This window comes from Flavobacterium chungangense LMG 26729 (genome assembly GCF_000735715.2).
GTDB classification, from domain to species: domain Bacteria; phylum Bacteroidota; class Bacteroidia; order Flavobacteriales; family Flavobacteriaceae; genus Flavobacterium; species Flavobacterium chungangense.
Genome location: NZ_JASY01000002.1, coordinates 965,697 through 979,298 on the forward strand (window position 1 = coordinate 965,697; position 13,602 = coordinate 979,298).

At 33.4% G+C, this 13,602-nt stretch carries 14 protein-coding genes; 3 read left to right on the forward strand and 11 right to left on the reverse strand.

Annotation, left to right across the window (positions count from 1 at the left end; translation table 11 throughout):
* Nucleotides 1-21: 21 nt before the first annotated feature.
* From JE46_RS07395 to JE46_RS07415, 5 genes are all read right to left on the reverse strand, one after another.
* The gene (locus JE46_RS07395; protein WP_031454623.1) at nucleotides 22-1,284 is read right to left on the reverse strand and encodes a hypothetical protein; all 1,263 of its coding nucleotides are present in this window, start codon (nucleotides 1,282-1,284) and stop codon (nucleotides 22-24) included.
* 2 nt (nucleotides 1,285-1,286) lie between these two features.
* Nucleotides 1,287-1,667, reverse strand: coding sequence for a hypothetical protein (locus JE46_RS07400; RefSeq protein ID WP_031454624.1), 381 nt, complete (start codon nucleotides 1,665-1,667; stop codon nucleotides 1,287-1,289).
* Between the two features lie 178 nt (nucleotides 1,668-1,845).
* Complete coding sequence (locus tag JE46_RS07405) at nucleotides 1,846-2,100, reverse strand: hypothetical protein (protein ID WP_157505884.1); 255 nt, start codon at nucleotides 2,098-2,100, stop codon at nucleotides 1,846-1,848.
* Nucleotides 2,101-2,336: 236 nt separating this feature from the next.
* Nucleotides 2,337-3,050 carry a LytR/AlgR family response regulator transcription factor gene (locus tag JE46_RS07410; RefSeq protein ID WP_031454626.1) on the reverse strand — a complete coding sequence of 238 codons (714 nt, stop codon included), beginning with the start codon at nucleotides 3,048-3,050 and terminating at the stop codon, nucleotides 2,337-2,339.
* A complete protein-coding gene (locus tag JE46_RS07415) occupies nucleotides 3,023-4,105 on the reverse strand; it encodes a sensor histidine kinase (protein ID WP_236010755.1) in 1,083 nt (360 codons plus the stop codon). The genes JE46_RS07410 and JE46_RS07415 overlap by 28 nt, the downstream gene beginning before the upstream one ends.
* Nucleotides 4,106-4,180: 75 nt before the next feature.
* Here JE46_RS07415 and JE46_RS07420 point away from each other — a divergent pair, with 75 nt between their 5' ends.
* The 3 genes from JE46_RS07420 to JE46_RS07430 all read left to right on the forward strand — a co-directional run bounded on the left by JE46_RS07420 (nucleotide 4,181) and on the right by JE46_RS07430 (nucleotide 7,077).
* Nucleotides 4,181-5,173 carry a hypothetical protein gene (locus tag JE46_RS07420; RefSeq protein WP_031454628.1) on the forward strand — a complete coding sequence of 331 codons (993 nt, stop codon included), beginning with the start codon at nucleotides 4,181-4,183 and terminating at the stop codon, nucleotides 5,171-5,173.
* Nucleotides 5,174-5,204: 31 nt separating this feature from the next.
* Nucleotides 5,205-5,417: a hypothetical protein gene (locus tag JE46_RS07425; RefSeq protein WP_031454629.1), complete on the forward strand. Its 213-nt coding sequence runs from the start codon at nucleotides 5,205-5,207 to the stop codon at nucleotides 5,415-5,417.
* A 127-nt stretch (nucleotides 5,418-5,544) separates the two neighbouring features.
* Nucleotides 5,545-7,077, forward strand: a complete 1,533-nt coding sequence (locus JE46_RS07430) for a SulP family inorganic anion transporter (RefSeq protein ID WP_031454630.1) — start codon at nucleotides 5,545-5,547, stop codon at nucleotides 7,075-7,077.
* Nucleotides 7,078-7,105: 28 nt separating this feature from the next.
* Here the strand turns inward: JE46_RS07430 and JE46_RS07435 are convergent, their stop codons facing one another.
* From JE46_RS07435 to JE46_RS07460, 6 genes are all read right to left on the reverse strand, one after another.
* Entirely contained in the window at nucleotides 7,106-9,478 is a 2,373-nt protein-coding gene (locus tag JE46_RS07435; protein WP_157505885.1) for a hypothetical protein, read from the reverse strand.
* A gap of 203 nt (nucleotides 9,479-9,681) precedes the next feature.
* Nucleotides 9,682-11,310, reverse strand: coding sequence for a chaperonin GroEL (groL, locus tag JE46_RS07440; protein ID WP_031454632.1), 1,629 nt, complete (start codon nucleotides 11,308-11,310; stop codon nucleotides 9,682-9,684).
* An 84-nt stretch (nucleotides 11,311-11,394) separates the two neighbouring features.
* Nucleotides 11,395-11,670: a co-chaperone GroES gene (locus JE46_RS07445; RefSeq protein ID WP_012023920.1), complete on the reverse strand. Its 276-nt coding sequence runs from the start codon at nucleotides 11,668-11,670 to the stop codon at nucleotides 11,395-11,397.
* A gap of 141 nt (nucleotides 11,671-11,811) precedes the next feature.
* Nucleotides 11,812-12,153, reverse strand: a complete 342-nt coding sequence (gene secG / locus JE46_RS07450) for a preprotein translocase subunit SecG (protein ID WP_031454633.1) — start codon at nucleotides 12,151-12,153, stop codon at nucleotides 11,812-11,814.
* A 3-nt stretch (nucleotides 12,154-12,156) separates the two neighbouring features.
* Nucleotides 12,157-13,056 carry a tetratricopeptide repeat protein gene (locus JE46_RS07455; protein ID WP_051872837.1) on the reverse strand — a complete coding sequence of 300 codons (900 nt, stop codon included), beginning with the start codon at nucleotides 13,054-13,056 and terminating at the stop codon, nucleotides 12,157-12,159.
* Nucleotides 13,031-13,600 carry a hypothetical protein gene (locus tag JE46_RS07460; protein ID WP_209445151.1) on the reverse strand — a complete coding sequence of 190 codons (570 nt, stop codon included), beginning with the start codon at nucleotides 13,598-13,600 and terminating at the stop codon, nucleotides 13,031-13,033. Before JE46_RS07460 ends, JE46_RS07455 begins: the two co-directional genes overlap by 26 nt.
* Between the last annotated feature and the right edge of the window lie 2 nt (nucleotides 13,601-13,602).

The following is a 13,602-nucleotide window of genomic DNA, read 5'->3' on the forward strand; positions in this document are numbered from 1 at the left end:
AATATTTACTACATGTATTAATTATCTATTATTACCAAATCCTACTACAAGACCCAAAGCAGCGATTAAATTGCCATCCTTAGTTGTTGTTCCATCGTAATTACGTCCAAAAGAAAATGTTAGTTTCTGATTTTTTAATATTGCATAATCTGCGTTTGCTATAAATCTCCAGGAAGAATTAATAGAATCCTGTGACAAAGCACTTCGGTAGATTGCCTCGATACTGCAATTAAATTTAGACTGAGATTTTCCAAAAATATATCTAATTCCTGTATCAAGAGTAGAAATATTATCAATTTCATTAACCTGATTATCCAATGCGAAAATTTTATTAGGATTATACAAATATCTTATTAACCCTAATAAAGACCCGGATTTTTCCCAAGTATATCCAAAAGTGGTCCATATTCCCGTATTGTAAACTTTTGAGTTATTAAAATTTTTATTCCTGAATTCGGCACTGATACCGCCCGCAATATCCCACGTAAAGTTTACTCTGGCCAGTTGAAATTTGCCTGCCAATTCTTTTACCTTGGAATCTATTTTAGTAAATTGTTCTGCATCTTTATTATCATCCAGGAGAATTTCTATTTTAGCACCAATAACGGAGTCTAATTTGCTTGCTTTTTTTAGTAATAATTCACCAAGTAATAGATTATCCTTTGATTCATCTTTAGTATCGAATCCTGCAAAAATATTTTTTCTTGCTTGTTTCAGACTATCAATTTCCTGAGGAAGATTATCATATACCTGAGTTTGGTTTTTCTTCATAAGCTTAAGTTTTTCCTGCTGCAGTATTGCAATTTTCCTTAATTGACTTACCGTTGTACTGTCATAATTTCCCCGATAGATTGAAAATCGGAACCCCATGGCGGCGTATGTACTTTCAGGATTGAAATTATTCGAAACCGAGTCTGTGTTCTTAACTGCAAAAGACAATACCAAAGTCTGTTTTAAAACTTTTTTGCCATAAGAATTGCTAAGGCCTTTAGTAGAAATATCTCCTAAACTATTTTTTTTGAACAGCCAGTACGGTGCAATATCAATAGCGTAGTTAGATGGTAATTGCGAAAATGAATTGGTCGCTGTTTGAAGGGATGTCATAAAAGCTGAAACATCTGTAGGTTTATCGATATCACTTTGTGAAAAACCTAATAAGTTTGAAGCCGGAGAAATAGGCGCCTTTAATAAATCAAATTCCTGACTGTTGTCTTTTTGCTGTGCCACCAGTATAAAATTGGTCAGCAAGATGGATACAAAAATAATTTTTAGGGCTATTTTCATGATCAAGAATTTGAAGGGTTAAAAAACTCAATATTGCAATAATAATCTGCTGAATCTCCGTCACTATCAACCATTTTATATAAAGGATAGTTTCGGGTTAAGAAACCGCCGGACAACTTTATATTTAACGAAGTTACATTGGTTTCCTTAGAAGTATCAGTGATCGTTGCCTGTATTTTAAGACTTTTTCCGTGCAGCAATTTATTTTCCTGAATGGTTGTTTTAGGCAAATTGCCAATATGATTGGAAACAATGTCTTCTTTGTCTAAAGAAATACTCAAAGTTGAGGTCTGTCCCTGATCCCCAACGATTATTTCGATTGAAACTATTCGATTGGAATCATTAATTAAATAAAGCGTATCAAGCGTAGTTTTAGCAGCCATAATTTATGGAATTAAAGTTACAGTAAAAGTAAGTTTAAAATTACAATGTTGGATGAGGGCAAATATTGTTTTTTAACAAGTTATGAGTCGGTAGATTTTGATTTGTAAGGAATAAAAAAGCCTGCATAAACTTAAAAGAGGTTTGCATAGTTTTTAGTGTAAAATCTTCGAAAAACCTTTAATTAATTAAAAATAATAAACCGGATACGCCGCTAATAATTGCGAAATAAAACCAAAACTGTAAATTAACTTTTATTCTTTCATTGCTTTTTTCAATATTCATTAAATAAATAGTTTGCTTTTCCAGCAATTCCCGATCATTAAAGTCTTTTAAAGAACTTGTTGTCAATAATTTTTGTTGGTTCAAAAAGTCTTTTTCTTTTTCAGATGTAGAATACATATAGTTTTTTAAGTTAGTTAATTTTAAAAACAAAAATCTGTAATTATAAATTTGAATCTTTACGTAAATCCATAATCTCCCAGAAATTTATTCCCAGACAATTATACCATAAAATAAACCCCAATCCCCAAGTATAAATACCCGTTTCACGTAAACACTAAAAATAAAAAAGCCCAACTAAATTGAACTGCCCCCAAAAAGTTAGACACTTTTTGGGGGCAGTTCATAAAAGTTTAGCTTTTCGATTATCTAATTTTCTAATTGCCTAATTATCTAATTGGTAAATTGTTCAATAAAATCTGATATTTCCTTCCTACAGGAACAACCTCCCCATTAAACATAGTAAGATTTTTAAAAGTGACAGCAGTAATTTTATTCACATTTACAATAAAAGAGCGATGTACTTGTAAAAAGTTAGAGCACTCAATTTCTGAAGCAATGTTGGAAAGTGAACCGTAAATGATAACAGGCGATTTAAGTCTGGTGCTGTAGAGTTTCATGTAGTTGCCCAGGCTTTCGATATAAATAATATCTTCGAGTGGCATGTCTGTCATTTGTCCGTTTATACGATAGGAGAATGTTTTTACGTTGGTATTGATTTCTTTTTTAAGGCTGTTTCCGGAAAAATAAGTTTTGGCTTTTTCTATGGCCTTAGCAAATTTTTCAGGCGAAATAGGTTTTAAAAGATAATCAATCGCATCATTTTGGTAAGCCGAAAGTGCAAAATCAGAATACGCAGTTGTAACAATAGTGAGTGGTCTGTTGGGTTGTAATTCCATTAATTCTACACCCGAGATAACAGGCATATTGATGTCCAGAAAAATAATATCGTATTGATTGGCATTAAGCATTTTAATTGCCTCCATACCATTAAAAGCACTGCCGGAATGTTCCAGTTCATCAAATTTTGAGATATGTGAAATCAGTGCTTTGTGTGCAGGCGATTCGTCATCAACTATGAGACAGCGGTAGGTAATTGCCATATACTTAATTTTACAACAAACATATTTTTCTCTTTTTTACAGCTCAAATGGTGTTTTAAACCATATACTTTCAAACGCCTTTTAAGGTTTTCAATTCCAATTCCGGTGCCCGAAAGCCGTGATGATTCCAGATAATTGTTCTTTAAAGTAAAAGTCAAATTTCGGCATTTTACTTTTAAGTCCAGTTTAATAAAAGGTTCTGTAGTTTCGGCAGAGAATTTTACGGCATTTTCTACCAGTGGCAAAAAGAACAATGGCGGAATCTCGGTCAGATCATAAACACCTTCGATGTTTTGGGTTACAGACAATCTTTCATTTCTAAAAGTGTAATATTCAATGTATTTTTTTATGAAAGCGATTTCTTCTTCAATTAAAACATAATCTTTTTTTGTCGCTTCAATCTGATATCGAAGCATATCCGAAAGGTTCAGGATTCGGTCAGGAACTTTGTCCGGTTCTGCCAATGCTTCCCCGTAAAGATTATTCATGGCATTCAATAGAAAATGGGGATTCAATTGTTGTTTTAAAAACAAAAGCTCCGACTTAAAATTCATGATGTCTTTGTCTGTCTGTGTAATTTTTTTAGTAATAAAGATGTGTACAAAATAGAAAAGAGTACCATTTATAATAAGTGACAATATTTGAAGGGTTTTTAAGTTTCCTAATCCAACTTCGGGGAAAAACCAGGTCATACAATAATAAAAACCTGTCCAGTAAACGACAAGAAGCGTAAAAAAAAGCTTGAACTTTTTACGGAATAAAAAAGGTTTGATAATAAAAAGATTAAAGCAGGTTATCCAGACAATGGTTGGAAAATAACCAACAGCAATTTTACTGAGGATATAAGGCCAGTCATGACCGTCAAGTTTTACTTCATCGTAGATACAAGCCAGAATAATCAGATATACGAGCGTATTTACGAAGAGATTGCGTAGAAAAAAGTTTTGATAAATTTTTGCAATTGTCATAACGGCAAAAATACTATAATAGTATAGTTTATAACTGTTTGTGATAGGTAAATTATACAAACGCCATTCGTATAAAACATACGCCACTGGTATAAAATTGTGATTGAAATCAGGATAACTAGATTATTTTTGATTCGGATTTAATATCATAAGACAGTTTTCATGAAATCAAAAATCATTTCGTTAATCGTTGTATTTACATCTTTGCAAACAATAGCCCAGGAAAAAGAACCTGATATGAAAACGTTTGGCAAAGCTATAATTGATAAGTTTCCCAGTACAAGAACTTTTGATATTCAATATGAGCAATTAGGACCATCAAATTACAATTCTGAATTATTAGGAAATAAATTTGAAAGAGGCAGAATTGAAAATCATAGCCGGTTTAAAGCAGCGTTTAATTTGCCTTTTTATGCTTCAAAATCCAAACAGTTTGTTTTGACGACTTCATTGCGGTATAAATATGAAAGTTATGATTTTGGAGAAATTTACAATTACAGTACAGATCAAACGTATACCCGTGACAATCGAAATACGCAATATTGGGCAGGAGGATTAAGCGCAACCTATATGTCTTCGCTCTTTCACAAACCGGTTATTTACAATGCTACTGCTACTGTTGATGGAAACGAAGATGATTTTCAGCGTCTAAAAGGTTTCGTTTCGGTAGTTTTGGTGCTTAAAAAAACACCTTCTACTACAATTACCGCAGGAGCTTTAGCATTATTAGATCCGTCATCGATAATTCCTGTTACGCCGCTTTTTTCGATGAATCATAAGTTTAAAAACTCAAAGTGGGATATGGATTTTATTCTGCCACAGCGAATTTTGTTTAGAAGAGAATTGCTCGAAGACGGCAGAATTTCTTTTGGAACAGAATTAAATTCTGAAAACTTTTATCTCAATTTAGACACTGCCAATCTGAAAGGTGTCTATGAACTTAACCAGTTAGAGTTAAAATCCGGAGTTACGTATGAATATAGTTTTTCGCCCAAAATAATAGCATTTGTAAAAGGAGGTGTTAATCATGTGTTGACCACCCGAATTACCGAAAAAGGGGAACGAACCAACCAATATGTTTATGATCAGAAAGAAGATACTCAGGGGTATTTTAGATTTGGAATTTCATATAATCTTTTTAATAAAAAACAGTAGTTCTTAAGATTTATAATTTAAATTAATGATTATGGAAGTCGAAATTTTTAAAACAAATGTTCAGGAAGAGGCAGATAAAAATCATGTCATGACTGTTATCCAGACTCAATTTCCTGGTTATAAAATCAATTTTGATTTAGAAGACTGTGATAAAATATTAAGGGTTGAAGGGGATGAACTGCAACCTGAAAATATTGTAGAATATGTAAATCATCTGGGATACGTTTGTGTTCCGTTAGAATAAAAAATATGATCAGCTTTATTTTTTCATGTATCATGCTGTTGTTGGAGCAGTTATAAGTACAGAAGTTCCTTTTTGCAGAGAAAGGTTTATTGATTTTATGCACATTATTTTTTTAAATTTGTGCCCTATGAAAAAAGCATTCCAACTCTTCGATTTTACTCAAAAAGTAAATTACAAAAATGAAATTTTAGCAGGTTTAACAGTAGCCATGACGATGATTCCGGAATCGTTGTCGTTTGCTATCTTGGCCGGATTTCCGCCTTTAGTTGGATTATACGCTGCTTTTATTGCTGGTCTGGTAACGGCAATATTTGGTGGAAGGCCCGGAATGATTTCTGGTGGAGCAGGAGCTACCGTGATTGTTTTAATATCCTTGATGAAATCACACGGTATAGAATATGTTTTTGCAGCTGTTGCGCTTGGTGGTGTTGTCCAGATCTGTATCGGACTTTTTAAACTCGGAAAATTTATTCGGTTGGTGCCACAGCCCGTTATGTTTGGTTTTGTAAACGGTTTGGCAGTTGTGATTTTTATGTCGCAATTAGAACAGTTTAAGACAATTGTAAATGGTCAGGTTTCCTGGCTTAAGGGAACTCCTTTATATATTATGCTTGGTTTGGTTGCTTTAACAATTGCGATTGTTTTAATTTTTCCGAAGATTACAAAAGCAGTTCCGGCTTCTTTAGTAGCCATTATGGTAGTTTTTGCTTTGGTAATTGTATTTAATATCGAAACCAAAACGGTTGAAGATATAGCATCAGTTCAGGGCGGATTTCCTCCGTTTCATATCCCTGATATTCCACTTTCTTTTGAAACTTTAAAAGTGATATTTCCGTATTCGGTAATTGTGGCGGCTGTTGGTTTGACAGAAGGTTTGCTTACGCTGAATTTAGTTGATGAAATTACCGGAACACGTGGAAATAGTAACAGAGAATGTATAGCGCAGGGAAGTTCGAACATCTTAAACGGTTTTTTCTATGGAATGGGAGGCTGCCCAATGATTGCGCAGACTTTAGTAAATCTTGGTGCAGGTTCAAGAGCAAGACTTTCCGGAATTATCGGGGCTTTGACCATTTTAATTATCATACTTTTTGGAGCTCCTGTAATTGGAAAACTGCCAATGGCTGCTTTGGTTGGCGTTATGATGATGGTAGCCATTACAACTTTTGAATGGGCGAGTTTCAGGGTTATAAACAAGATGCCAAAACATGATATTTTTGTTGGAATTCTGGTTGCTGTAATTACAATTGTATTGCACAATCTGGCTTTGGCAGTTTTAATAGGTGTTATTATTTCAGCTTTGGTTTTTGCCTGGGAAAGTGCCAAAAGAATTCGTGCACGTCATTTTATTGATGAAGCAGGAGTGAAGCATTATGAAATCTATGGACCGTTATTTTTCGGCTCAATAACTACTTTTCTTGAAAAATTTGATATTCAAAAGGATCCAGATCATGTTATAATAGATTTTAAAGAAAGTCGTGTTGCAGATATGTCGGCAATTGAAGCTTTAAATAATCTGACAAAAAAATACAATCAGCTAAATAAACTAGTCGAACTACAACATTTAAGCGAAGACTGCAGGCAATTGCTGAAAAATGCCGATGCAGTTATTAATGTAAATCTAATTGAAGACCCTACGTACAAAGTGGTTTCATCATAAAAACTAAGTTCTAATGATCATGAGGAAATTATGAATTTCCTCCAATATGAATTTTTTTGACTTCTGAAATTAATTGTCCTCCTTCAGAAAATCCTTCAATTAAGACCTGAATTTCTTTTTGATTGTTTTTAGGAAATTTTATCTGATAGTCTAAGTGGTCGTCTTTTAAATCTATATCCGGAGACCAGTTTAAAGTGCCGAAATAATTAAACTCCTCCTGATTTTCAAATCTGCTATTTTTGTAATTAATGTTTTGAGCGAAACCCTTTGTTACGATGAACGTGGTAAACTTAGGTTTAAAATAATTACTTTTCTGTCCTTTTTTCATGTAAATTTTAATCGTACCATGTCCTACAGATGAAACATCCGAACTGCCTGATTGATCAATATAAATTTCATCTATCTGATCTAAAGTAAGAGTTAACAATTGATTAAAATCAAAAGCTAAAATGTCATCAATATATACTGATGGAGAACTTGCTGAATCGCCCAGATATGCTCCTCTTGAGTTGCGAACATATACAGTATTATCATTTTGGTTGATGCCGGTATTATATCCGTTCGATGTCAGGAAGCTCAAAACTGTTCTGTATTCTCCTTCTTTAATTTTAAAGGCTTTAGCAACAGGACTCATGCTGTTTTTGTGCGTTAAAATCTCTTTTTTGAAATTGTTTTTTATTGCGATTCCTTCCAGTTCAATAGCCTTGTCTTCTGGCTTTGGCGAAGCGAAATTAAAAACATTATCTGTAGTTTTTAATACAGGGCAAGTAATTTTTTCGAATAAAGGCCCTAAAATAAAACGGGGTTCGTCTCTGGAAACTCTGGCTTCTATCTTAGTAAATAGGGCAGCGTTTTTTTCATTTATCATTTGTACAGCTAATACCGTAGAATCCTGTGCATAAAAATGTTCAAACTTAAAATCATTATGCTCATCTATACTAGCTTCTTCAAATGAATTATCTTTTAAGGATATAAGAGAAATTTTGTTCTTCGAATTGGGTTTTAGTTCTTTCTCTACTTTACCGCTAAGAGTAACCCCTTTTTCAAATTGATAATTTATTTTTGGCGGATCAGATTTAATATTTTCCCAGAGAAATTTGCCCTTATTTTGATTAAGCATTAAGAGTTCCAGGTCTTGTTTTCGATTCTTGTTGTCCAGATCATAATAAGGATACGTATTTGTTTCTGTTTTTTCTAAATACGCATTCAGGTAAAAGGTACCTGAAATTGATTTTTTTTGATTCATACAAACACTCTTTTCAGGAAGTATGCTGATACTTAAATGAGCCTTATTGACTTCTGTTTTTCCAGATAGCATAATACTGTCATTAGATGTTGCTTTTGCTTCCAGAGTTGTTATGGGAGTAGTATTGTTCTCGATGTATACGAGTCGCTCAGTAACTTCATTCAAATCTTCATCGAGCACTCTAATGGTGTTTACCCCATTTGATAAAATCTTTTTATCAAAAAAGCAGGGCTGTTCTGTTTTATTATTGTTGAAAGTAATTTCTTGCTGCATAAAATTACCATCCTGTTCAACTAGCAAAATGAATTTTTTATTTTGGTATAACTGAAGGCCTTTTTCATTGGTTTTAAGAACAACAAGCAAATTGTTTTTCGCCAGATTATTATTGTAACTCAAAATAATCCCGGTTTCAGCGATTTTACCCAACGGCTGTGATATGTTTAATTTTTCAGAATTTATTTTGAGCGTATATTTTTCTTTCAAATCAGCTTTCAAATAAAAAACGCCATTTCCCATTGAGTTGGTTTGAAAATGCGCAACATCATTTGATTTAGAATCCAAAATAACTCCGTTCATTATTTCAAGGCCCTTCTTATTACAATCTTTAATTTTAATTCCAACTGTATTAATGATGCCGTCGATTATATTGCCACCTTCCGGAAATAAACTTATTTCTGCCGTTTTCCAGTCAGGGTCATTAGCTTCAAAAACATAGGGATTGTTTTTACTTATAATTTCAACTGTTTGATTAAAAGAATCATCTTCCTTAAAATTATTCATCCAGTTAGTATAAAAATGGAAGTTATATTTACCGGGTTTAAATTTCTCGTTCAAATGAATTCCGCCCTTAAAAGTGCCATTCTCTGTAAAAAGTAATTGCTTTTGAATTATTTGCTGCTGATCATCATAGACTACCAATTCAACGTTTGTAGTATTGTTGTTTGGAATATTGTTATTTTTACTGAATACATATCCTTTAAAAGCGATATCTTCATTGTTTATGTAAATATTTTTGTTGAATTGTACATGGATAATTTCCCTGTCATAATGAAAATAAGTATTGATATATTCCTTTATTTTTTCCGAATTATTAGCAGTTTGAGAAAAGGATTGCAAACAGAATAACAAACTAAAAAATCTGGAAAATAGTTTCATACAAAGAAATGTTTAAGCTAAATTATATGTTGAATAAATCAGCACATAAATTTAATTGCAATAACAATCTGTTGTAGTTAACGCATTCTTAATGTTTTGTTTAAAACATCAAAATTTTTATCATGATAAGATAAAAAAAATAAAAGCTAAAAAAAATCCGTTTACTTTTGGTAAACGGATTTATATATAGTTGGAATGGGGTCTTACATCATTCCCGGCATTCCGCCTCCCATTGGCATTCCACCACCGTTTTCTTCTTTAATATCAATTAATGCACATTCTGTAGTAAGGATCATTCCGGCAACAGAAGCAGCATTTTCTAATGCCACACGAGTTACTTTTTTAGGATCGATAATTCCGGCTTTAAGCATGTCTACGTATTCGTCAGTTTTGGCATTATATCCAAAATCACCAGAACCTTCACCAACTTTTGCCACAACTACAGAGCCCTCAAGACCTGCATTTTCAACAATAGTTCTTAACGGAGATTCAACAGCACGAGATACAATCTGAATTCCTGTTGCCTCATCAGCGTTATCGGCTTTAAGGTCTGCCAAAGCAGCTTTTGCTCTTAATAAAGCAACACCACCACCGGCAACAATTCCTTCTTCAACAGCAGCACGAGTTGCGTGTAAAGCATCGTCAACTCTGTCTTTTTTCTCTTTCATTTCAACTTCAGAAGCTGCACCTACGTAAAGAACTGCAACACCTCCGGCTAATTTAGCCAAACGCTCTTGCAATTTTTCTTTATCATAATCAGATGTAGTAGTTTCCATCTGACCTTTGATTTGGTTTACTCTGTTTTTGATGATATCAGCTTCACCAGCACCACTTACAATTGTAGTGTTGTCTTTATCGATAGAAACTCTTTTCGCAGTTCCTAACATTTCGATAGTTGTGTTTTCTAATGTATAACCTCTTTCTTCAGAAATTACAGTTCCACCGGTTAAGATTGCGATATCTTCTAACATTGCTTTTCTTCTGTCTCCAAAACCTGGAGCTTTTACAGCAGCAATTTTAAGAGCACCTCTTAATTTATTTACTACAAGGGTAGAAAGAGCTTCTCCGTCAACATCTTCAGCAATAATCAATAATGGTTTTCCTGATTGAGCAACTGGCTCTAAAACTGGTAAAAGTTCTTTTAAAGAAGATACTTTTTTGTCGTATAATAAGATGTATGGAGAGTCTAATTCAACTTCCATTTTCTCCGGATTTGTTACGAAGTAAGGAGAAAGATATCCTCTGTCAAACTGCATTCCTTCAACAACATCTACGAAAGTATCAGTTCCTTTAGCTTCTTCAACAGTAATAACACCTTCTTTTCCAACTTTTGCGAAAGCTGTAGCGATTAATTCACCAATAACTTCGTCGTTATTTGCAGAGATAGAAGCAATTTGTTTGATTTTGTCAGAATCGCTTCCAACAACTTTAGCTTGTTTTGCAAGGTCAGCAACGATAGCTTCAACCGCTTTATCGATACCACGTTTCAAATCCATTGGATTTGCTCCTGCAGCAACGTTTTTAAGACCTTCTTTTACGATTGCCTGTGCTAAAACTGTAGCAGTTGTAGTTCCGTCACCCGCTAAATCATTGGTTTTAGAAGCAACTTCTTTAACCATTTGTGCGCCCATGTTTTCTAATGGGTCTTTTAATTCGATTTCTTTTGCAACAGAAACACCATCTTTAGTAACAGTTGGTCCACCAAATGATTTCCCGATAATTACGTTACGACCTTTTGGTCCAAGGGTTACTTTTACAGCATTTGCTAATGCATCAACACCACGTTTTAAACCGTCACGTGCTTCAATATCAAATTTTATATCTTTTGCCATTTTTTAATTTTGTTTAAAGTTTGTTTGTTTCAAGTTTGAAATATCTTAATTCTTAATACTCAGAACTTAATACTTGTATTTTTTTTAGATTATCGCCAAGATATCATCCTCACGCATGATCAAATAATCAGTTCCTTCCAGTTTTAATTCAGTTCCTGCATATTTACCGTAAAGGACAGTATCGCCAACTTTTACGGTCATAGTATGGTCTTTAGACCCGTTTCCTACTGCAACTACAGTTCCTTTTTGTGGTTTTTCTTTGGCAGTATCCGGAATAAAAATCCCTGAGGCAGTTTTGGTTTCGGCTGCTACTGGCTCGATAAGTACGCGATCTGAAAGCGGTTTAATGTTTAAGGCCATGATTTTATATTATTATAGTTATACGTTTTTTAATGTTCTATTTGACTTTCAGAAATTGTGCCATGCTCTTAAAACTGACATTTTTTCCTAAAAAAAATGCCAGCTTTGACAGGCTGGCATTTCATTTTTGTATTTAAATTATTATTTAGCTGCTGGAGTTGCCGGAGCAGGAGTTTGTTGAGTTGGAGCAGCAGGAGTATTAGCTGCGGGTGCTTCAGTTTTTTCAATAATTTTAGAGTCTGTTCCCCCTGAAATACTTGGGAAGCTTAAACTTGAAAGCAAGATTAAAGCAATCAAAATAGTAGCAAGCGTCCAGGTACTTCTGTCTAAAAAGTCAGTCGTTTTTTGTACTCCGCCTAACATTTGAGTTCCACTAATTGTAGACGATAATCCGCCTCCTTTAGGGTTTTGAACCATAATTACTACGATCAATAGAAAACAAACTATTGTGATTAAAACTAAAAAAATTGAAAATGTACTCATTACTTAATTATTGTTATTGTTATTTTGTTGTAAAATCTTTATATCCGATATGCGGTCTGCAAAGAAAGTAATTTTTTCTGGATATTTCAAAATTAATATTTCATATGCCTGTATTGCCTTTGTATATTTTTTTTGTTCCAAATAAACTCTGGCTAACGTCTCTGTCATTAAATAAGAATTATCTTCTTTATGAGAGTCAGGTTGTACTGCCGGAGTTATTGCGGTTTGTTTGATTGGTGAAATTTTCGGATTCGCTTCTATGAATTTATTTATTATTTCTGCTTTTTTCTTTTTCTCTTCGTCCATTATTTCATTTTCGACTATGTTTTCAACTTCAATTTCTGTTTTTACTGCTTCTTTGGGACCTTCATTTGTTCTGTCAATTGGTTCTGGTCTTGCTAATTGCAGCCATTCCTGAAAAGAATGCTTTTCGCTAACAGAAAAATCCAATGGTTTTCCAATTTCCAGGTTTTCTTCAGCAATTTTTACTGATTGCGGAACTTCAGTTTCTGTAGGTTCTTCAAGAGCTTCTTCAAAGACAATTGTTGATGCATCTTGTAATGAAGTATATACAGATTGTTCAATTGACTCAACTCTTACTTCGGGAACTTCATCCTCTACAATTTCATCAAAAAAAGTTCGTGTTTGTTCCTTTATAATAGGTACTTCTTCAATAGCTGGAGTTACTTCTTTAAAAGAATCTAAAGTTGGTTGCTCAGTAATTGAATCAATTGACTGTTCTTCAATTTTTAGAGGCTCTTCAAAAGTAGTGGTTGTTATTTCTTTAAAAGAATCTAAAGTTGGTCGCTCAGTAATTGAATCAATTGACTGTTCTTCAATTTTTAGAGGTTCTTCAAAAGTAGTGGTTGTTATTTCTTTAAAAGAATCTAAAGTTGGTGTCAACTGGTTTTTCTTTAATTTTTACAGGCTCTTCAAAAGTAACGTTTGTTACTTCTTTAAAAGAATCCAAAATCGATTGCTCAGTAATTGAATCAATTCGTTTTTCTTCAATTTTTGCAGCTTCTTCAAAAGTAGCGTTTGTGACAGTTGTAGCCTCTTTAATAGAATTTAAAATAGACTTTTCAATAGGATCAATATGAACTTCTGCCAGTTTTTTCTTTTCTTCCGCTAAGACAATTTCACTGTCAAAAACTGTTATGTTTAAAAGATCTCTAAGTTGACGGTCATAATATTCGCCTTGAATAGTCGTAAAAGTTTCAGAAGTAATAAAATCAAATAAAACAGAGCGGTCGGTTGTGTGGGCTGCTGTAACTTTTAAGGCATAATTATACTTAAAGCTATTTTTATTATAAAGCCCTTTTAATCGCAATGCACGGGCACTTTGAAAATACGGAAATTCATACAGAACATTTTCCAATGCTTCAGTATGCTTTTCTGTGATGGCATCAGGCTTATTTATTAAGTATGTATAATTAGTTACATTCATTA

Excerpts from the sequence above, each read along its gene's own strand:
- JE46_RS07460 (WP_209445151.1), bottom strand. The coding sequence starts at position 13,600 with ATGAATGTAACTAATTATACATACTTAATAAATAAGCCTGATGCCATC.
- JE46_RS07395 (WP_031454623.1), bottom strand. The coding sequence starts at position 1,284 with ATGAAAATAGCCCTAAAAATTATTTTTGTATCCATCTTGCTGACCAAT.
- secG (WP_031454633.1), bottom strand. The coding sequence starts at position 12,153 with ATGAGTACATTTTCAATTTTTTTAGTTTTAATCACAATAGTTTGTTTT.
- JE46_RS07425 (WP_031454629.1), top strand. The coding sequence starts at position 5,205 with ATGGAAGTCGAAATTTTTAAAACAAATGTTCAGGAAGAGGCAGATAAA.
- JE46_RS07410 (WP_031454626.1), bottom strand. The coding sequence starts at position 3,050 with ATGGCAATTACCTACCGCTGTCTCATAGTTGATGACGAATCGCCTGCA.
- JE46_RS07400 (WP_031454624.1), bottom strand. The coding sequence starts at position 1,667 with ATGGCTGCTAAAACTACGCTTGATACGCTTTATTTAATTAATGATTCC.
- JE46_RS07435 (WP_157505885.1), bottom strand. The coding sequence starts at position 9,478 with ATGAAACTATTTTCCAGATTTTTTAGTTTGTTATTCTGTTTGCAATCC.
- JE46_RS07430 (WP_031454630.1), top strand. The coding sequence starts at position 5,545 with ATGAAAAAAGCATTCCAACTCTTCGATTTTACTCAAAAAGTAAATTAC.
- JE46_RS07420 (WP_031454628.1), top strand. The coding sequence starts at position 4,181 with ATGAAATCAAAAATCATTTCGTTAATCGTTGTATTTACATCTTTGCAA.
- JE46_RS07445 (WP_012023920.1), bottom strand. The coding sequence starts at position 11,670 with ATGGCCTTAAACATTAAACCGCTTTCAGATCGCGTACTTATCGAGCCA.
- groL (WP_031454632.1), bottom strand. The coding sequence starts at position 11,310 with ATGGCAAAAGATATAAAATTTGATATTGAAGCACGTGACGGTTTAAAA.